The sequence below is a fragment of the Proteiniphilum sp. X52 genome, assembly GCF_003712195.1.
GTDB lineage: Bacteria > Bacteroidota > Bacteroidia > Bacteroidales > Dysgonomonadaceae > Proteiniphilum.
Genome location: NZ_RDSD01000002.1, coordinates 182,868 through 202,201, shown reverse-complemented (window position 1 = coordinate 202,201; position 19,334 = coordinate 182,868). Strand labels below are relative to the sequence as shown.

Sequence of the window (19,334 nt, the reverse complement as noted above, 5' to 3'; positions counted from 1 at the left end):
TCGTAATATTAATAGTGTTTGAGTTAGACTGAATACTCTACAAATATAGGGCTTTATTTTTGTAATTAGCATTCTTTTACAGGAAAAATTAGTATTTTCGTGCTGCCAAATGATCGACCAGATAACTATAGGACGTATTCAGGATGCGGCACAGATTGTAGATGTCGTGTCCGACTTTGTCACACTCCGCCGCCGGGGGGTGAACTATGTGGGTTTGTGCCCGTTCCATGACGACCGTAGTCCCTCATTCTATGTCTCTCCCGCCAAAAATATCTGCAAATGCTTTGCCTGTGGCGAGGGGGGATCACCTATCCACTTTGTGATGAAGCATGAGCAGCTTTCCTATTATGAAGCGCTGAAATATCTTGCCCGCAAGTACAATATCGAGGTGGTGGAAAAAGAGTTCACCGATGAGGAGAAGCAGGCCCAGAGCGATCGGGAGAGCATGTTTATCCTCAACGAGTATGCCCGGGATTATTTTGTGAAGATGCTTCATACCCATCCCGAAGGGAAGGCCGTCGGACTCACCTATTTCCGCGAAAGGGGATTCCGCGACGATGTCGTGAAAAAATTCCAACTTGGTTACAGTCTGGAGCAACGCGATGCTTTCTCGGTCGAGGCGCGGAAAGCCGGATATAAACGCGATTACCTGTTGAAAACGGGATTGTCCACCGGTAATGACCACCAGCCGCTTTACGACCGTTTCCGGGGAAGGGTGATTTTTCCTGTCCATACATTATCCGGAAAGGTAGTCGCTTTTGGCGGGCGCATCCTCAAGAAGGTGGAGAATACGGGGAAGTATGTGAACTCCCCCGAAAGTGAGATCTATTCCAAAAGCAGGGAACTCTATGGCATTTATTTCGCCAAGAATGCCATAGTAAAACAGGACAAATGTTTTCTGGTGGAAGGATATACTGATGTGATCTCGATGCATCAGGCGGGAATTGAAAATGTGGTGTCCTCTTCCGGGACGGCGCTTACTTACGGGCAGATCCGTATGATACACCGTTTCTCCGAGAACATAACTGTCCTCTATGACGGTGATGCGGCGGGGATTAAGGCGGCGCTGAGAGGCATCGACCTGCTGCTGGAAGACGGCATGCATGTGAAAGTAGTGCTTCTCCCCGAAGGAGAGGATCCCGATTCGTTCGCAAGAAAGCAGAATGCGGAGGGTTTTCACCAATATATCGCGGAGAATGAGGTCGATTTCATCCGTTTTAAAACACAACTGTTGCTGAAAGAGGTGGGAGATGATCCCGTCAAGCGGTCAGGATTGATATCGAGTGTGGTGGATAGTATCGCGTTAATACCTAACACCATCACCCGTTCTGTTTATATTCAGGAATGCTCCCAATTGTTGAATATACAGGAGCGGGTGCTGATCTCGGAGATCAATAAGATTCGTCGCCGCCATTACGAACGGAAGAAGGAACAAAAAGAGAAAGAGCCCGTTTTGTTGCCGGAGCGTGAACCGGAAGAGATGCCAATACCCGGGGAAGAGACAAAAAGCAAGGTTTCTTTAAAAAGTCCTTACGAAAAATATGAAAAGGAGATACTGCGTTATGTGGTCCGCTATGGTAACAGGCCTATTTACCGGAAGTTTGAAAAACAGAAACGAAAACAGGGCAGAGAGGTCATCGAGGAGGATGTGTTGGTAGAAGAGGGGCCGGGTGTGACGGAATTTGTAAAGTTCGACCTGGAACGGGATAATATCACCTTTACCACTGGCTTGTACAAACGGATTTTTGAAGAGGCTGTGGCCTATATGGAGGATACGGACTTCGATTCGGCCCGTCATTTTCTGTCGCATGTCGATCCGGTTATCAGCAAGCTGGCATCGGAGTTGATGAGTGACCGCTATCATCTGAGTAAGATCCATGCGAGGATACTGGGAGAAGAAGTCGATGACAAAGATTCCCGGCTGTTGGAGGAAAATCTGCTGAATTCCTATGTGCCCCGCGCGACGACAGAACTGAAAAATGCCTATGTCCTGCAACAGATCAAGGAGATAAAAGAGGAGATGCGGAAAAGCCATCCCGATGATTCTCTTTCTCTCATTGTCCGGCTCCGGCAGTTACAGGAGATAAAGAAAATTCTCTCGAAAGAGTTGGGAGAAAGGATTATATTGAGATATTAATGATTGGCTCCGCAGATAGCGCCTTCGGCGATCATTGCGCTTCGCATGATAGTGGCCTCGTCGATATAGCTTCGCAGATAGCGCGCTTCCCGCGATAGTCGCTTTACTGGTAGTTGTACTTTGCGCGATAGTCCGTTTCACGCGATAATGGGTAATTGGTAATTAAATTAAAATAGATGTATTTAGAAACCGCGAATGTAGTAAAACAGTATGCCAATCATCTGGCGTTGAATAATGTGAGTATTCAGGTGCCCCGCGGTACTGTCTTTGGGTTGTTAGGCCCGAACGGAGCGGGAAAGACCACGCTGATCCGTATCATTACCCGTATTACCGCTCCTGACAGTGGCGAAGTGAAGATCGACGGCCGTCCCTCAAAAGCCGAAGATGTGTACAGGATCGGTTATCTGCCCGAGGAACGCGGTTTGTACAAAAAGATGAAGGTGGGGGAGCAGGCGATGTATCTGGCGCAACTGAGGGGATTATCTAAAAAAGAAGCCCATCGTGAATTGATGATATGGTTTAAACGGTTCGACATCATGGGCTGGTATAACCGTAAGGTTGAGGAGCTATCGAAGGGGATGCAGCAGAAAGTGCAGTTTATCTCCACCGTGATCCACAATCCCGATCTGTTGATTTTCGATGAACCTTTCAGTGGTTTCGACCCCGTGAATGCGGATATCGTGAAGAGGGAGGTGTTACGGCTCAGGGATGAGGGAAAGACCATCATCCTCTCCACGCACAATATGGAATCGGTAGAGGAGTTGTGTGATAATATCGCGCTTATCCACCAGTCTCAGGTGGTGTTGCAGGGAAAAGTGTTTGCTATCCGCAAGGAACATCGTCCCAATATCTTCCGTTTCCGGCTGATGGGCAATGAATTCGATCTGGAACACCCTTCTTTTACTCTCTTGTCGAAAGAACCTTACCATGAATTTATCGATCTGCGCATTCAAAAACAGGGTGATATCAGCAGTAACGATTTGGTGAGATTGATCCTCGCCAGGTATGAGGTGGTAAGTTACGATGAAGAACTGCCCACCATGAACGATGTATTCATCAGGACCGTCACAAGATAAAAATACAACCCATTCGTTTTCGATGAGTTAAATTTCCACAGGGAATAAAATCAATTGAATATCCATTGCGCATGAACAGATTAGGTTTAGTCATCCAAAGAGAATATATTACCAGGGTAAGAAAAAAATCATTCATTATCCTTACCCTCCTTATGCCGTTGTTGATGGTGGCTTTGTCATTAGTCCCCCTATGGCTTTCCACCCTTAATGACGGGAGTGTGAAGAATGTGGCCGTAATCGACAATACGGGTATCTACGCGCCACTATTGCAATCAACCGACGCTTATCAGTTTCAGGTGATAGGCGGATCGGGCCAACAGGAGCCGGAATCGAGATTGGGAAAGGATCTGTTTGCTATTTTACAGATTACCGAAGACCTGAATCAAAACCCGCGGGCGGTTTCGCTCACCTCCCAGAAACAGGCGCCGCAGGAACTCCAGTCAATGATTGTGAGGACGTTGAACGAAAAAGTCACGCAACAAAAATTGGATGATCTTTCATCGTCGGGTAATGTGGACAGGGAAGCCATTACACAGGTGCGTTCCATTGTGGAGGAAGGATCAAAGGTTTCTTTACGGACATTGCGCCTCGACAGCGGCGGAAGTGTGTCGGAATCGTCTACCGAACTGGCTACCGTCATCGGGATGCTGTTCACCATACTTATCTACATGTTTATACTCATGTATGGGAACATGGTGATGCAGGCGGTACTGGAAGAGAAGAAAAGCCGGATTGTTGAGGTGATGGTATCTTCCGTGAAACCGGTCAACCTGCTGCTGGGTAAAGTGGTGGGAATCGGATTGGTGGGGATTACGCAATTGATTATCTGGGCGATATTGATGGGATTCTTCTTCAGCGGACTCTCCTTTTTTATCGCCTCTCCCGGACAGATGGACACTGCTATGCCGGCCCAAATGAGTAGCTTCGATATGGAAGGAATCATGAATACGGTTATGTCGGTCAACTGGCTGGAGATCGGTTTCTATTTTATCCTGTTTTTCATTGGAGGATATATTCTGTACGCGTCTATCTTTGCCATGTTCGCATCAGCTGTCGATAGTGATGAGGACACAAGCCAGTTTATGACTCCTGTGACGCTTATTATCGTGTTTGCCTTCCTGGCCGGGTTCTATAGCGTGAATAATCCCGACGGGCCCCTGGCTTTCTGGGCGTCACTTGTCCCCTTCAGTTCGCCCATTGTGATGATGGTACGTATTCCGTTCGGAATTCCGTTGTGGGAAAAGTTGTTATCGATCGTCCTGCTCTATGGGACTTTTATCCTTATCTCTATCATTGCCGCCAAAATTTACCGGGTAGGTATTCTGATGTACGGTAAAAAACCATCGATCAAGGAAATGGTGAAATGGATAAAGTATAAATAAAATTTATGTGCCGATGTGGCAATGTGAATAATATGCCAATTATAAGTGGAAAAAAGAGACTTTTCATGGCTACGGACCGGACCAGGGATATAGTTTTCTGCGGGAGAAAATAACGGAGATCGATTTCGGACAGAGAGAGATCAATATCTCTCCTGATGAGATTTTTGTTGGTGACGGATCCAAGAGCGATACGGGTAATATCGGTGATATGCTGGGTGAGGGTAACCAATATTATGCGCCTGGGTAAGTCCTCAAAGATTGTGTTGCTGCCTTGTGGAACCGCCGCCAGTCCACTTATTTCAGTATGGTGTTCATTGATACCCAAAAGAAGCGTGGTTTATAAATAGATACATCACTATATAAATCGGGTATATTCTTTGCATTGACACAATAACTCACTAATAGATTCTCATCCGGGCCATATTGGGGATGAGCCATTGCATTATATGTGAATAATATTGAATCTTCTCCCTCGGGTATAGTGTAAATATGCTTTTTATTTGACCACGATCCTTCAGGTGCGTCGGCAATAAAAGTATAGATTTGGGGCCGGAATCTGTCTTGTGTCAACAGAATAAATTTGTTATCCTGCTTGAAGACACTGAATTGTTCCGAAACCGGGATGTCAATACCCTGCAACGATTTGCTCTCTTTCGCATCGGTTACCCAGTTGTTACCGTCATAATATTCCCAATCTTGTAACTTATTATTCACCAAGCGTGCCCGGGTCACATGTAATCCTGCGGTAAAGTCTGCCTGGGGATTTGAACCATAGATATAATAAAAATCTTCATGTTTAATGACCCCAAACCCGAAGTGCGCATCTGTCTGTTCTACAGTCAATAATTCTTGTTTGTCAATGACGGATAAATCCGAAAGATTCAACCGGTAGTATACGGTTGAATGCCAGTAAAAATCCCAGGTTCCCGTCCCCGTCTGCACAATAGTGGACATAAATACATGTACGATATCGTTCTTTACAAAACCGTGCATAGGCCAAAGGACAGCCGGATATCCATCTACTTTTTCTGTTTTCAGCAAGGATTCCGGATTCATGGTGGTACCTCCGGTTATGGTCTGTACGGACTCTCCATCCAGTAGTTGCCATACATTGCCCATAATAAATGGGGATGATTCTGCCCTTTGGTTGTCGATGACTTCGCCTAAAAATGAGTCACCCCATAACCAGAAACTCTTGGTGTTATCTATTTGTATGGATATGGCTCCATCACCACCAGTAAGATTATCTTTTCCGGGAGGAAATAAAAATTCCACCATTTTGGTATCAATCACTATTTCTCCATCTTCAAGAGGGAAAGCAGATACGTTTTCCTGTTTGCCGGATCGTTGACAGGAAAAAACAAGCAGTAATCCTGATAATATAAATAATCTAGTTTTCATCTTTGTAATAATTTATGTAACTCGAACAGGAATCCTCTTCCTGTCCGGATTCTGTGAATTAGTATCCCTCATTTTGGGTTAATCTTCCATTAGAAATAATTCTATCGTTATTAGGAATCGGAAATAGGAAGTTGGCTTCCCTTGGGACAACCCCCGGTTTCGCAGTGCCTATCAGGCTTTTTATTTCATCCAGTGTGCACATTCGCACCAGGTCATGCCAACGATGCCCCTCCATAGCAAACTCCATACGCCTTTCCTCTAAAACAGCTTTTTTAAAGTCTGCATAATTATCGGCCGGAGTATCGCCTAATCCAGCACGTTGACGAACTGCATTTAATGCATCTTTAGCCGCCTGAGTCGGATTTTGATTGATTTCATTCAATGCTTCCGCTTTTATCAGGTACATTTCAGCGGTACGCAAATAAGGGAATGTTGCATTGGATTCATTTCCTCTGGGTTCGGCTATTCTGTCCCAATACTTGCAAAAATAGGGAGCATCGAATGTTTCTATGGAACCGTCAGCATAAGTGAATGATTTGAATAATGTTACTTCAAGGCGTTTATCGCTTGGATCAAAAGTCCTGTATAGGTTTTCCGTTGCAGCAACCCATCCACGGGCATTGTTAGGCCCCCCTTTTTCAGTATCCATCTGAGGCAATAAACGAACCAGGAATTGATTTCCTTTCCACCCCTGGCTCAATGAAGCATTGAAATTTACTTCCCATATCCGTTCTCCTTTAAATCGGTTTTCCAATTTAAACAGGTCTTCATAAGAGCCCATTGGAAAAGCAGGAATCACCGCATCTGCCTTTGTTACGGCATTTTGTAGATGAGTGTTGTTTTTCTCTTTCTGTCCCAACGTCAAATATACTCTTGCCAATAAGGCAGAAGCTGATAATGCATAGGGACGTCCGTAACCCAAACGATCTTCATACTTCAGGTTTTTTTCGGCAAAGTCCAGATCCTCCAGTATTACAGGATAGATCTCTGCAACAGGTGTTCTTGGAATCTGAGTCTCCGAAACGCTTTCGGTCGGAACCGTGTGTAAAGGGACGTCTCCGAAGAAACGGGTTAATTCGAAGTAACACAATGCACGGAAGAATTTAGCTTCAGCAATCAACTGATTTTTCTTGATTTCATCCCTAAAGTGAATAGCAGGTACCTTTGCAATTACCGTATTACAAACATTGATCGTTGTATAAAAATCACGCCATAAACAAGCCACCCGGATACTATATGCATCTACCTGGAATTTATCAATAGATTGATAATCAGGAGATGATTGTTTAGATACTGCATTGTCGGACATTAACTCAGGGAGTTCCCAAAAGTCGTTGTAAAATAATCCCCCAAAATGATCGCTCCACAAATTAAATGCATCCGCATCAGAGATCAGGTAACTGTAAATTGCATCCGTAGCTGCAACGGCGTCGGATTCAGTTTTATAAAAATTCTTATCTACTTGGCTTCCTTTCGCATCCTCATCAAGGAAATCGGAGCAGGCAGAAAATATTCCTGTTGATAAAATCCAGATTGATAAATATAAATATCTTTTTTTCATCGTCGTAGTCTTTAGAAATTCATTTTAAGTCCTAACATATATAATTTGGGTACAGGATAAGAGCCGTAGTCAGCACCCATACTCAGGTTGTTCTGTCCGAAGCGGCTTACTTCCGGATCATATCCCGAATATTTTGTAAATGTATGTGCGTTTTTTGCACTTATGTACACTTGTAATGCGTTACAGTTGAACTTTCTTGTCAGATTTACCGGAAAATCATATGACAGTGTAACATCTTTTATTCTCAAGTAGGAACCGTCTTCCACCTGGTGATCAGAAAATACATTTGACATGGGAGAAGCATTTGCCCTCGGATAGTCATTCGTGGGATTATCGGTTGTCCATCGTTTCAATGCGGCAATTGAATTATTCTTTTGGCCATCAAAACTTTCGAGTGAGAATAGATTGAAATTGGCAATCGAATTCCCTTGCACACCTTGTAAATAGAGGTTCAAATTGACAGCACCTTTATTTTCTCCCAGTTTCAATGAAAATGTGTTGTTCCATCCGTATGTGAAATCGGGATTGGCATTTCCCAATTCAAAAAGGTCATCCTCATTCAGTACGTCACTGGTTCCTTCCCTATTCACATACTTTCTGTCGCCATAAGTAATGGTTCTTCCGGGGAAATGGATAATTTGGGAAAGATCTTCATCCAATTGTGCGATTCCGTCTGTTTTGTAGCCATATATGGTTCCAATGGGTTTGCCTTCCATAATTCTTGTCCAATAATTGATCCCCATTATACTTATGCCGGAAATCCCGTTCTCATTACCCGGCAGGTTGGTTATCTTATTCCGGTTAAGCCCGAATGTCAAGTTCGACTCCCATTTGAATTTGCTATTATCTACCGGTGTAGCGTTGAAAGTGAAATCAAATCCTTCATTTTCAAGATTACCTACATTTTGCATGGCTACGTCATATCCGATATGCGATTCGGTTGGCACAGTCAGCAGCAAGTCTCTTGTTTTTTTGATATAATAATCAGCAGATAGAGAGTACCGGCCGTTATAAATACCCATATCGAATCCGACATTAAATTGAGCCGTTGTTTCCCATTTCAGGTCCTGATTACCGAGTGTATAGGGTGCCTGACCTTTTATGATTTGGGATGTACCGATGTAGGCTTCCGTTCCTTGCAATAACCCCATGGAACTGTAGGGAGAGATACCTTCATTCCCTACCAACCCGTAGCTTACACGTAACTTCAGGTTGTCGATAGTGGTTTGCTCTTTCATAAAAGCTTCTTCAGAAATACGCCATGCAAACGCAGAGGATGGGAAAAATCCATATTTATTATTTGTACCGAATTTGGAAGAACCATCTATACGGCCGGTCAATGTCAGCAAATAACGGCTATCATACCCATAATTTACACGAGCCAGATAAGACAACATTTGCCAGGAGCTATACCCTGTATTTGCCAATTGAATTTTGGTTCCTTCCTCAATAGAGTGATAACCCAAACGTCCATCTTCAATTCCTGATCTGGAAACGAGAACCGGAGTACCTTCGTATTGCTGGGCGGTAATACCGGCCACAGCGTTTACCGAATGTTTTTCAGCAAATGTGTTATTATAACTCAATGTATTTTCCCAAACCCAGGTATAACCATCTGCCTGTCCCACAGTAGCGATACCCTCACTGGCCTCTCCGCGTTTAATATGAATAGGTGCAAAACTGAGGTCTTTTACATTATAATAATCAAGACCGATACTTGTTCTGAAGTTTAGTCCTTTGACAATAAACAAGTCGGCATACATATTGCCGGTCATTCGAAGCGTCTTATTCAATTGTTCATACGTATTGGCATCCTCAACCGGATTACCAACAGCAGGATTTGATATATTATTTTCATATACATATGTGCCATCAGGGTTGCGTACTGGTAGTCCCGGGTTCATTTCCAAAGCCCAGGATGTTATACTGGAGGCAATAGCACTTTCATAATTGGTCACCACACCGTTGGCCTGACTGTAAGTGACGTTCATTGTATTTCCAATTTTGATTCGCTCGCTTAACTCCTGGTCTAAATTAAAACGAAGGCTCCCTTTTTTATAGTCCGATCCGAGAATAATACCATCCTGGGAGAAAAAATTGGTGGATAAGAAATAGGCCGATTTGTCACTTCCGCCTGAAAAAGCCAACTCATAATTCTGGATAGGGGCTAAGCGGAAAATCTCATTCTGCCAGTCCGTACTTCTTTTTCTCAGGTTGTTCAAATCAGCAAATACCAGTTTTCGATCGATATTGGCATTATCTGTAGCTTCATTCCCCAAAATTGCCAACTGTTCGGCATTGAGCATATCCATCTTTTTTGCGATGCTCTGTATTCCGTAATATGCGTTTGCCGTTGTCCGTACTTTGCCTTTACTCCCTCGTTTAGTAGTTACCAGAATGACTCCGTTCGCTCCACGTGCTCCATAAATTGCCGTGGCGGAAGCATCTTTCAATACTTCGATCGATTCCACATCGTTTGGATTCATCAGTGCCATGGGATTCAAAGGAGGGGTGTTCATGGCTCCCGAGCTAGCACCTCCATTGATTACAGGTATTCCGTCAATTACATACAACGGTTCGTTTGTCCCCATGACGGAACTTGTACCACGGATACGAATGGAGGTTCCTGCACCCGGTTGACCGGAAGTGTTGGTCACTACTACGCCCGCAGCGCGACCTTGGAGTCCCTGGTCAATAGAGGTGATTGAGGTCTTTATTAAATCGTCCGATTTTACGGAAGCTATCGCGGCTGTCAGGTCGCTTTTTCTCATTTGTCCATATCCGACAACAACCATTTCATTCAAATAAATGGATTCGCCATTCATTATTATTGAAAGGGTTGCATTATCTGTTAATTGTACTTCAATCGTTTCATATCCGACATACGAAAAAACGAGATAATCACCCGGCGATGCGTGCAGAGTAAATCTTCCATCGATATCGGTTACTGTACCATTAGTGGTATTTTTTACCAGCACACTTACACCGATAAGAGGTGTACCGTCATCTTCCGTTACAATACCTGAATAATCTTTGTGTTGTGCATATAGGTTACTCCATAGACAAAGATATAATAATAAACAACATAATTTTAAGGGTCTCATGTGCATCATTTTTAGATATATACTAAGTAAAAAATTATTTTTCTGTTCCCCAGCTCTTGTTGGGTGTTGAGTCCAGCCAGATTTCCAAACATCCCCCGGCTCCAAAATCTTTGTGATCAATCCAATATCTGTTATAATCTTTCCCGTTCAGTTGAGTTTTCTGGATAAAACAGTTCTCTTTTGAATTGTTGTATGTTCTGATCTTGAACTCGTCTCCTTTATAGTATGTGGGATGAAGTTTAATTGTAATTTCGTCAAATACAGGACTTGTAATCTCATACGAAGGATTTTGTGCACTGGTTCCTTGTACACTGAACAGTCCCAATGCCATCAAAGCGCTTACGCCTCCCATTTGTCCCTGATCTTCGTCATGGCCACCATATCCCCGATCGGGTGTAATTGCACCGTAAGCCTGTGCACCTACTTTTCTTACCCAATATTGGGTAAGCCACGGTTGGCCTGACAGATTGAATACATGTGCATTTGAACATCCGGGCTGATTGGCATAGCTCACATATCCACTACCATATCCGAATACGAAATCATCTTTTTCAGACTGTTCAAAGGCATAATTCAATTTTTCACATAACACATCATTTCCTCCCATCAACCGTGCCAATTCGGGAATATCGTGCGATACACCCCATGTACCTTGCCATGCATTAGCCTCAACCCAGCCTCTATTATTTAATGGGTCTAATGTTACCCACTCTCCTTTTTCATCTTTCGGAAAGAGTAATTTCTGTTCGGAGTTGAATAATTTTTTCCAGCCCTGAGAGCGTTTCAGATAATAGGCGGCATCTTTTTTTTTGCCCATCTTGGCGGCCATTTGTGACAGTGCCCAATCTTGAAATGCTGCTTCGATAGTAATTCCGGCATTGCCCGGATAATATCCGTTTTTGATGTAAAAATCAATTTCCTTTACCGGACCGATCATTCCACCTGGCTTATGATTCCTGACCATTGCTTCGTATGCCTTTTCAGGTTTTGTCTTGGTCAGCATGTCCTTTTGATAGGCGCTTGTGATCAAATTCGTTGCCGGGCAGCTTGTCATAATATAGGAATATCCGCCGGCATTGGGACCGCGGGGAAGTAATCCGCCGTTATCGGCATACTGGACAAGACAGGCGGCGAAATCATCCAACACTTCCGGCCAAGCCAATCCCCAAAGAATATTCAGGTTCCATTGAGTTAACCAAAAGGCGTCGGAATTATACATATGGCAACGAACCGAACCGTCAGATTTTTTGGGTAATGTACGCACAATTAACCTGGCATTGACGGTGGCATTTCCTACCCGTTCACCTTGTGTATAATCGGGATAATCGCCCGATACATCATCCAGTTTGTGTCTTCCCAGCAATACGTGCCATAGATCGGTATAGAATTTAATTTGCTGTTCGTGCGTTCCCCCTTTTACGTCAATACGCCCGAGCCAATCATTCCATTCTTGTCGCGAATCTTCCCTGACAGCTTCGAAATCCCAACCAAACCGATCGCTTTCCATGTTTTTGCGGGCGTTCTCTATGCTTGTATAAGAAATGGCAAATTTAACCTGAATTTCATCACCGGCTTTTACATTATATATAGCGCTTACGCCGCAGGCGGGAGCGTCGTAATAACTTTCGTTTGCATTCCGGGCTGTTTTTTGGTTTACCCCTTGATGTGAAGTAATATTTCTCAGAATTTCTTTATCATCCCATGCATCTAATTGCTGAAACGGTTTATCAAATTTCATTACAAAAAATATTCTCACATTATCAGGACCGCCCCAGAACCGTCCGGTCGTATTGACTGAACCTTCAATTTCGGTATTGGTCACTTTGGTAACGCGACAATCATTCATTGTCGTGGTCCCCAGGTAGCCGCCTAAATTGAGCAGTAAATTCGAAGTATTGTCTTTCGTATAACGAAGTTTGTAGTAGCTTACTCTGTCGGTTGTGGTTTGTTCCACCCAGATACCGTAATCCTGTAAAAATACCCGATGATATCCGGGCTGTACAATTTCACCGTCATGTGAAAATGTAGATTTCCAGTGCTGTTCACCTAATACAGGGTTAATATTTCCGGTGGTCGGCATCAGGCTGATTCCTGATAGCATCCAGCAGTGTACCTGGGGAAATCCGAGTATTTCGAGCGAATTGTAATTGTATCCGCCTCCATACTGATTCTTATTACGGGTCATAGGAGCAGCACTGATCATACCGAACGGACGGCTTCCTGTTACAAAAAAGAAGTAGCGTCCACGGGCCGACTCCACATATGGATCCACTTTTGAGACATAATCGAGGTAATCTTCAGGAGCCGGGTATACTTCTATTTCAGACAATCCGATATTCAATCCGTCGCCATCGTTTGTTTCAAATTTCACCCACGTTACTTTTTTGGTCGGAAAGTTCACAGCCTTTGCCCTTCCGTCGTTAGGAATCTGATTGACGAAAATAGTGGTCCCATCGCTAAAGTGCAATGTCCCACCCGCGATATGACTTTGTTGTATCGGCCGGTCATATAATATGATTCGATTGATGTTTTGCGGTTTCTCCCATTCTAATTTGATCCATGGATAATCAATCGCTCCCCAAGACGTTTGTCCGCTTGCCGAAGCCCATTCCCCCTGATTTTCGATACCTATCAGTCCGTCAACCGCTTTTTGTGCCGAATATTCGGCGTTCTTCTCAGAAGATACCGTTACTCTGGCTGAGGGGGCGATATTGTCGGTCCCTGCAAACAGGCAAAAGCTGTACCCGACGAACATTAATATGGTGAATATGTGTTTACTCATAATCCGGATTATTTAGTAATTACCTGGAGTGCAAGATGCCCAACTGTAATTTGCAGGATTTTCACCTCTGTAAGGCGTGAAGTTGGACGATTTAGGAATTGCAACATATTTTTCAACAACAGGAGTTTCCGCAGTATAAGGATCACCAAGCCATGACAAATCCATAAAGGTATGTATCCATAAATTGGTATCGTCCAGCCTCAGGACCTCATATTTATCAATCGTCGGTGTGGTGGATAAGAACCCGAATTTTACCAAATAAATAGAATCTGCTTTTAAATCTGTCCCGATATACTTCCACGCACAGTACTGGTTTAAGACATCAAACCCTGCTCCTGCCGGATCACCCCAGTCATATTCCCAGCTCAGATCACTATTTAACCGGTACACATTGTCTAACATGGCTTCTTCTGTGGTGTTTTCTCCGTTTGTTGTTTGTTCTGTTAATCTCCAATCAAATTTTGACAACCGTCCAAAATCGGTCAATGTCACCGAAATGGCCAGATCTGAAGCATCAATCAATGTATCCTCCACCGAATATCCGCTAAATGTGTAGATCAATGTCCCCTCTTCGTCACCCACTTCAATTTCCTGTTCGAATTCATACGAGTCGGAGATACTGTTTACGGGAACATTTATTTCATATCCGGGAACTTGCTCCCCATTTACCCATTTTGTGATTACCAATTTCTTTATATCGGAGTTTCCATATGTTACGGTAGCCCTGATCATATCGCCGGTATATCCTGAAAAAAGTAATTTATCGAGAATTACTTTAGCGTCACGATGAATACTTTCATTTTTCTCGCAAGAAAAGAACATAAGCAACATACATGAAATACATCCAATAATTTTACATACGTTTTTCATTGTTTTTGTTTTTTGAATTTATGTTTCTATGTGTTTTTTATAATACTGTTTTAAATTATTGATTCAATATTTTCTGCTGCTCATTTACATGCAGGAATATCAAATATTTCAGGATAGCTGGTCCAGCGCAAAATTATATGCCCCTATGGCAATGGCTTTGCTTGTTCCCAGCGTACTTGTTCTTACACCGATCTTTTTTACCGCATGGTATATCGCCGTTTTGTTACTTTCGGGAATGGTTACGATTGTTGATTCATTATGCAGGAAGAGTGCTTTTTCGTTTTCATCCTCCAGATTATAGGCTTTCATTTGCAATCGGGGAAAAATATCACCCTTGACGGTTTCTCTGGTTGTGCTCATCTCTTTGACCATCGCGGGAAGTATATATTTATATGCGTTGGCAATTCCGCCCCCAATAACAACTATTCCATCCACAATATTCAATGATTCGGAAATAGTGAAGCCGGCAATTTCGCCGAGTTTCTCAAAACTTTTTATGGCAGCTTCCCTATCACCTTTCTTTATTCCCTCGGCTATGTCGAAAATCTCTTTCGGAGAAATATCTGATTTGTCTCCTGATAGTTCGCGGTACTCCCGTTTCACGGCACGGATACTAACACCCTCTTCGGCGAGAAGATGGTGGTCGTATTTATTGGCCGATATCCAGACATCGCCTCCGCAGCCATTGTCTCCAGTTAAAAGCCTGTTATCTATTACCACCCCGCCACCAAAACCTGTACCAACCGTCACGGCGAGCAGGTTACGGTATCGCTTGGGATTTCCGGCAGCTTCCAACTGTTTGTTGATCTCGGGTAATGTACCTGCAAGGGCTTCGCCATAAGCGAAGAGGTTGCCGTCGTTATTGATAAAGACGGGCAATCCGAATTTTTCCTCCAGGTAGGGACCCAATGCTACGCCACCTCTGAAAGCCGGAAAATTGGGTAAGTTTCCGATAATGCCGTTTTCGTAATCGGCAGGGCCCGGAAATGCAAAACTAATAGCTATAGGATCACTCTTTAAGTGTTTTATTACTTCTTTGAATCCCGCAACAATAGAATTCAAACATTTATGCAAATCGGAGGGATATGCAGGAAAATCTACCGGATCAACGACCTCTTTATTATCTTTTATGGCCGAAAACACAAAATTGGTTCCTCCCGCGTCGAGTGTTAATACGGCTCCTTTTTCTCTATTGTACATTTTCTTTGAAAGTATTTGTAGAATATAAGATGCGTCTCGGGCAAGCTTGAGCAAGCTTAGCTTACCTCTCGGCTTTCATTATATTTGTGAGTAATAGATTTATAATCAAACAAAAAAGTAATACGCATAGTGCGGCCGATAATCCGAAGTTATCATTCATCAACCCTTGAAGCGGCAGAATGACGGCTCCACCCGAAACACCCATGATCATCAGTGCCGAGATCTCATTGGAACGTTGCTGGTCTTTTTGCAACGCGAATGAGAAAACGATGGAAAAAACATTGGCACAGGTAAACCCGATAATGAATATCAGGATCAGTGCAACCCAGAGGTTTTGGACAAATATCAATACAGCAAAAGCAAGAATGGCGATAATGAGCGATGACCTCAAAAAACGGACAGGGGAAAATTTCAGAAGGAGCAGGGTCCCGGCGAAGGCGCCCGTGGTTTTCGCCGCGAAATAAACACTGCTCCCCAATCCTGCACGGCTTAGCTCCAGTCCCATCCGCTTCATCAGCAATTCGGGCGCCGAGATGTTCACTCCCACATCAAGGCCTACAATAAATAAAATGCTCAGAAAACAGTATAGAATATATTTATCCTTCAAAAGAGTCAATACACTTTTGAAGCTACTCTGTCTGTTTTCAAATCCCTTCTCTTCTGTTTTTGAGAATAGTAACAGCAAAACTGAAAACAGGGAAGTGATGGAAAAAATGACGAAAGTCATTTTCCAGTCTGAGAAATAATTGGCTGCCGCTCCCGCAATAATCGGCCCTAACAATGAGGATATGGCTTTGATAAACTGGCCGGCAGTCAGCACACTTGCTGTTTTCTCTTTTGTGAACATCGCGGCCACCAATGGGTTAAGTGAAACCTGCAGGATGGTATTACTGATACCCAGTAACGCAAAGGCCAACAAAACGGTGGGGAAAGTGTAACTGATAAAGGGTATGATCATTGCCACGGTAGTGATGGCAAGCGAGAGCAACACCGTTTTTTTCTTGCCGATCCGTCCCATCAGTATCCCGGCCGGAATGGAAAAAACGGCAAACCAGAGGAATACCATCATGGGAATGGTATTGGCAAGCGTGCTTGATAATTCAAAATCGACCTTGATGTAATTGGTGGCAATACCCACTAGATCCACAAACCCCATGATAAAGAAGCCAAAGAATACGGCTATTTTAGGAACCCAACCCGATTTTGTACTATCGTCGTTCATCTTGTATCTGTTTAAAATCTGACACTTGCTTTGATGGTTACGCATTTCCGGCCTGCCGATTTACCATGGGGCCTGATGGTATATTCTTCTACAGAAGCCGGAATGATAAATGTTTCGGCATAATGCACGATAAGAGGTTCGAAATTGTTATCAGGACTTTCCACGATGATCTCATCTCCTTCTACCAGATTCAATACATTGACCGAATTATTAGTCATATGCCGCACAGGTTTTGTGAAGGTGTGTCTTCTCGTTTCTATAAACTCGGTTGGATGCAAACCGGTTTTTTCTTCTATCCATCCGACACCCCGGTCTACCTCTTTAAACTGATTTACCAATTGGGATGTAACGTAGTCGGCATCCCTGTTCCATTGAATCACCTGTTTCCCTCTTTCTATATTGATGGGTCTTGGTTTTCCATCCAATCCCAGTCTATCCCAGTCCCATAGTTTGAAAGTGAACAGGTTAGGAGTAGCGCTGATCTCAAGTGCTACCGAATTTTTACCTGAGCAGTGAATCGTTCCGGCGGGAATCAAAAAATGATCATGCTTTTTTGCAGGAATGCGGTGGATATACTTTTCATCATTGAAACTTACATTAGAGTCACTATTTGCATTTCGCAGATCGTTGATCATGGCCTGACCGTCAATTCCTGTTTTCACTCCCACATAAACAAACGCGTCTTCTTTTGCCTCAATCATATAATAACTTTCGTCCTGCGTGTAGGGCAATCCGAAATTATCTCTTGCGAACTGCGTGGTAGGATGTACCTGAAGGCTCAGGTTTCCTCCATCCATTGTATCAAGGAGATCAAAACGGATAGGAAAATCCTGGCCGAACCTTGCTTCCACCGGCTCACCCAATAACTCTTTGCTTTTCAAATATACCAGGTTGACCGATGGCATTTCAAAAGTCTCTCCGTCAATTTCTAACAGCAAACTGTTCTCTTCGGGAACACAATCGAAACACCAACCAAAATTAGTTACTGATTTGTCCAGACCGCAGACCTCTTTCATCCATTGTCCCCCCCATGGCGCGGGATCGAAGAATGGAACCACCCTGAATGGTTTATGGGCCGTTTTTTCAATACCTGCCAAAAATGTTTGTTGGTCGATAAGTTTTGGCTCTTTTCCGGCGCTATCCAGCCAGTAGTCCGCTTGCTGATACAGTGTTTTTTTGTGCTTGTCCAATACCCGCCAATCATTGAAATAACCTCGTTTATATTGAAGAGAGAATACCTCATTTTTATTATCGACTCCTAAGCCCGTAACCTCATTTTTTCGCATTCTCTGTTGTATTTCCCAGCGAGGCATATCGGCATAAACCAGAATATCTGCTTGTGCGATGCTTGAGCTTCCATAGCCAAATAGAATAATATTTCCATTTTTTTGTGCGGATTTTATTTCCTGGTTGACACTAGATATTTTCTTTTTATCAAAATAGTCATGGATAGATAGATTACTTAGATAACCGAACAGAACATCTTCTTTCATAAAGTTTTCTGTTATTCGGAGAATTTCAACTTCGGCTTTGAAAAGTCTGGTAGTATCCACAAATAATGTGTGTGGGATATTTTTAAAATAAGAAATGAGTTGTTCATAGTAAACACCGGTATAGCATTCGATCGCGATGATATGGGTACCGGTCTCCGGAGTGATTTGGTTCAGAATATTTTTCCAGCCTTTAATGAGGGTTCCATTTTTGATGGAAGTGGCAGGATATTTATCATATTGAGACTTGTTTTCTTGCATATGGTTGAACATGTTTTGTATTTGTTTGAACATATAGTCGGGCAAATGTATAAAAGAAAATAAATAACACCAAATTATTTTGAATATTTTTTTATTTTTCATTTCTTTACCGGAAAAAATGGGTTATAAGAAACTACCTCTGCACAAACAAGCTGAGCTCTATCTCAGGAGATTGATAGAGCAGGAGGAGTTCAGGGACGGAAAACTGCTTCCTAACGAGATTGAATTGTCTGAACAATTGGAAATGTCCAGAAATACCTTGCGACAAGCCATCAATACGCTCGTCAGTGAAGGGCTGCTTATTCGTAAAAGAGGTGTAGGTACGAGGGTTGCGGAGAAAAATATTTACAGTGAAGCGACTAATTGGTTAAGTTTTTCGCAGGAGATGAAAGTCTTAGGTGTAGAAATTGAAAACTTTGAACTCCATATAAGCAAGCAGATACCCAGTGAGGAAGCAAGATTCTTTTTCTCAATTCCGGAAAACACTAAAGTGTTGCGTATAGAGAGGCTGAGGGGAAAGGTCAATTTTCCGTTTGTCTATTTTGTCTCTGAATTCAATCCTGAAATCCCTTTGAATGGAACGGAAAATTTCAACAGGCCGCTTTATGAGATTCTAAGAAATGACTATCACATTGTCGTAAAAACATCAAGAGAGGAAATAAGTGCTGCGCCTGCCAATAACTTTATCGCTTCTAAATTAGAGATCGAAACCGGTGATCCCATATTAATCCGGAAAAGGGCGGTAAGTGATGCGGACGGGCTCCCGATAGAGTATAATATCGGTTGGTATCGAGCCGATTCATTTACCTACAAAATAGAATCGGTCCGCAATAGTATATAACTTATTG

General features: G+C 43.1%; 12 protein-coding genes and 1 pseudogene. 5 read left to right on the top strand and 8 right to left on the bottom strand.

Features of this window, described 5'->3' with window-relative positions:
• The first annotated feature begins 109 nt into the window (after positions 1–109).
• The 4 genes and pseudogenes from dnaG to D7D25_RS18440 form a co-directional block, all read left to right on the top strand.
• Positions 110–2,137 carry a DNA primase gene (gene dnaG, locus D7D25_RS03225; protein ID WP_122967524.1) on the top strand — a complete coding sequence of 676 codons (2,028 nt, stop codon included), beginning with the start codon at positions 110–112 and terminating at the stop codon, positions 2,135–2,137.
• 176 nt (positions 2,138–2,313) lie between these two features.
• A complete protein-coding gene (locus D7D25_RS03220; RefSeq protein WP_122967523.1) occupies positions 2,314–3,213 on the top strand; it encodes an ABC transporter ATP-binding protein in 900 nt (299 codons plus the stop codon).
• Between the two features lie 71 nt (positions 3,214–3,284).
• Positions 3,285–4,595 carry an ABC transporter permease gene (locus D7D25_RS03215; RefSeq protein WP_122967522.1) on the top strand — a complete coding sequence of 437 codons (1,311 nt, stop codon included), beginning with the start codon at positions 3,285–3,287 and terminating at the stop codon, positions 4,593–4,595.
• Between the two features lie 55 nt (positions 4,596–4,650).
• Positions 4,651–4,821, top strand: a pseudogene (locus D7D25_RS18440) (LL-diaminopimelate aminotransferase); the annotation flags it as partial.
• Positions 4,822–4,889: 68 nt separating this feature from the next.
• On the opposite strand, the gene D7D25_RS03205 reads toward D7D25_RS18440, so the two are convergent.
• The 8 genes from D7D25_RS03205 to D7D25_RS03170 form a co-directional block, all read right to left on the bottom strand.
• On the bottom strand, positions 4,890–5,996 hold the full coding sequence (locus tag D7D25_RS03205) for a DUF4185 domain-containing protein (RefSeq protein ID WP_122967520.1): 1,107 nt from the start codon (positions 5,994–5,996) through the stop codon (positions 4,890–4,892).
• A gap of 58 nt (positions 5,997–6,054) precedes the next feature.
• Complete coding sequence (locus tag D7D25_RS03200; RefSeq protein ID WP_122967519.1) at positions 6,055–7,557, bottom strand: RagB/SusD family nutrient uptake outer membrane protein; 1,503 nt, start codon at positions 7,555–7,557, stop codon at positions 6,055–6,057.
• A gap of 11 nt (positions 7,558–7,568) precedes the next feature.
• Positions 7,569–10,661, bottom strand: coding sequence for a TonB-dependent receptor (locus D7D25_RS03195; RefSeq protein WP_122967518.1), 3,093 nt, complete (start codon positions 10,659–10,661; stop codon positions 7,569–7,571).
• Positions 10,662–10,695: 34 nt separating this feature from the next.
• Positions 10,696–13,443, bottom strand: coding sequence for a GH92 family glycosyl hydrolase (locus D7D25_RS03190; RefSeq protein ID WP_122967517.1), 2,748 nt, complete (start codon positions 13,441–13,443; stop codon positions 10,696–10,698).
• A 12-nt stretch (positions 13,444–13,455) separates the two neighbouring features.
• Entirely contained in the window at positions 13,456–14,313 is an 858-nt protein-coding gene (locus D7D25_RS03185; RefSeq protein ID WP_148038836.1) for a hypothetical protein, read from the bottom strand.
• 108 nt (positions 14,314–14,421) lie between these two features.
• Positions 14,422–15,513, bottom strand: a complete 1,092-nt coding sequence (locus D7D25_RS03180) for an ROK family protein (RefSeq protein ID WP_122967515.1) — start codon at positions 15,511–15,513, stop codon at positions 14,422–14,424.
• A gap of 61 nt (positions 15,514–15,574) precedes the next feature.
• Positions 15,575–16,735 (bottom strand): sugar MFS transporter, encoded by a 1,161-nt coding sequence (locus tag D7D25_RS03175; protein WP_122967514.1) that lies wholly within the window; start codon positions 16,733–16,735, stop codon positions 15,575–15,577.
• Positions 16,736–16,746: 11 nt separating this feature from the next.
• Positions 16,747–18,486: a class I mannose-6-phosphate isomerase gene (locus tag D7D25_RS03170; RefSeq protein WP_370453819.1), complete on the bottom strand. Its 1,740-nt coding sequence runs from the start codon at positions 18,484–18,486 to the stop codon at positions 16,747–16,749.
• A gap of 118 nt (positions 18,487–18,604) precedes the next feature.
• Between D7D25_RS03170 and D7D25_RS03165 the strand changes: the two genes are divergently transcribed.
• The gene (locus D7D25_RS03165) at positions 18,605–19,327 is read left to right on the top strand and encodes a GntR family transcriptional regulator (protein ID WP_122967601.1); all 723 of its coding nucleotides are present in this window, start codon (positions 18,605–18,607) and stop codon (positions 19,325–19,327) included.
• The last annotated feature ends 7 nt before the right edge of the window (positions 19,328–19,334 follow it).

Excerpts from the sequence above, each read along its gene's own strand:
- D7D25_RS03205 (WP_122967520.1), bottom strand. The coding sequence starts at position 5,996 with ATGAAAACTAGATTATTTATATTATCAGGATTACTGCTTGTTTTTTCC.
- D7D25_RS03170 (WP_370453819.1), bottom strand. The coding sequence starts at position 18,486 with ATGCAAGAAAACAAGTCTCAATATGATAAATATCCTGCCACTTCCATC.
- D7D25_RS03180 (WP_122967515.1), bottom strand. The coding sequence starts at position 15,513 with ATGTACAATAGAGAAAAAGGAGCCGTATTAACACTCGACGCGGGAGGA.
- D7D25_RS03195 (WP_122967518.1), bottom strand. The coding sequence starts at position 10,661 with ATGAGACCCTTAAAATTATGTTGTTTATTATTATATCTTTGTCTATGG.
- D7D25_RS03220 (WP_122967523.1), top strand. The coding sequence starts at position 2,314 with ATGTATTTAGAAACCGCGAATGTAGTAAAACAGTATGCCAATCATCTG.
- D7D25_RS03190 (WP_122967517.1), bottom strand. The coding sequence starts at position 13,443 with ATGAGTAAACACATATTCACCATATTAATGTTCGTCGGGTACAGCTTT.
- D7D25_RS03175 (WP_122967514.1), bottom strand. The coding sequence starts at position 16,735 with ATGAACGACGATAGTACAAAATCGGGTTGGGTTCCTAAAATAGCCGTA.
- dnaG (WP_122967524.1), top strand. The coding sequence starts at position 110 with ATGATCGACCAGATAACTATAGGACGTATTCAGGATGCGGCACAGATT.
- D7D25_RS03200 (WP_122967519.1), bottom strand. The coding sequence starts at position 7,557 with ATGAAAAAAAGATATTTATATTTATCAATCTGGATTTTATCAACAGGA.
- D7D25_RS03165 (WP_122967601.1), top strand. The coding sequence starts at position 18,605 with ATGGGTTATAAGAAACTACCTCTGCACAAACAAGCTGAGCTCTATCTC.
- D7D25_RS03185 (WP_148038836.1), bottom strand. The coding sequence starts at position 14,313 with ATGAAAAACGTATGTAAAATTATTGGATGTATTTCATGTATGTTGCTT.
- D7D25_RS03215 (WP_122967522.1), top strand. The coding sequence starts at position 3,285 with ATGAACAGATTAGGTTTAGTCATCCAAAGAGAATATATTACCAGGGTA.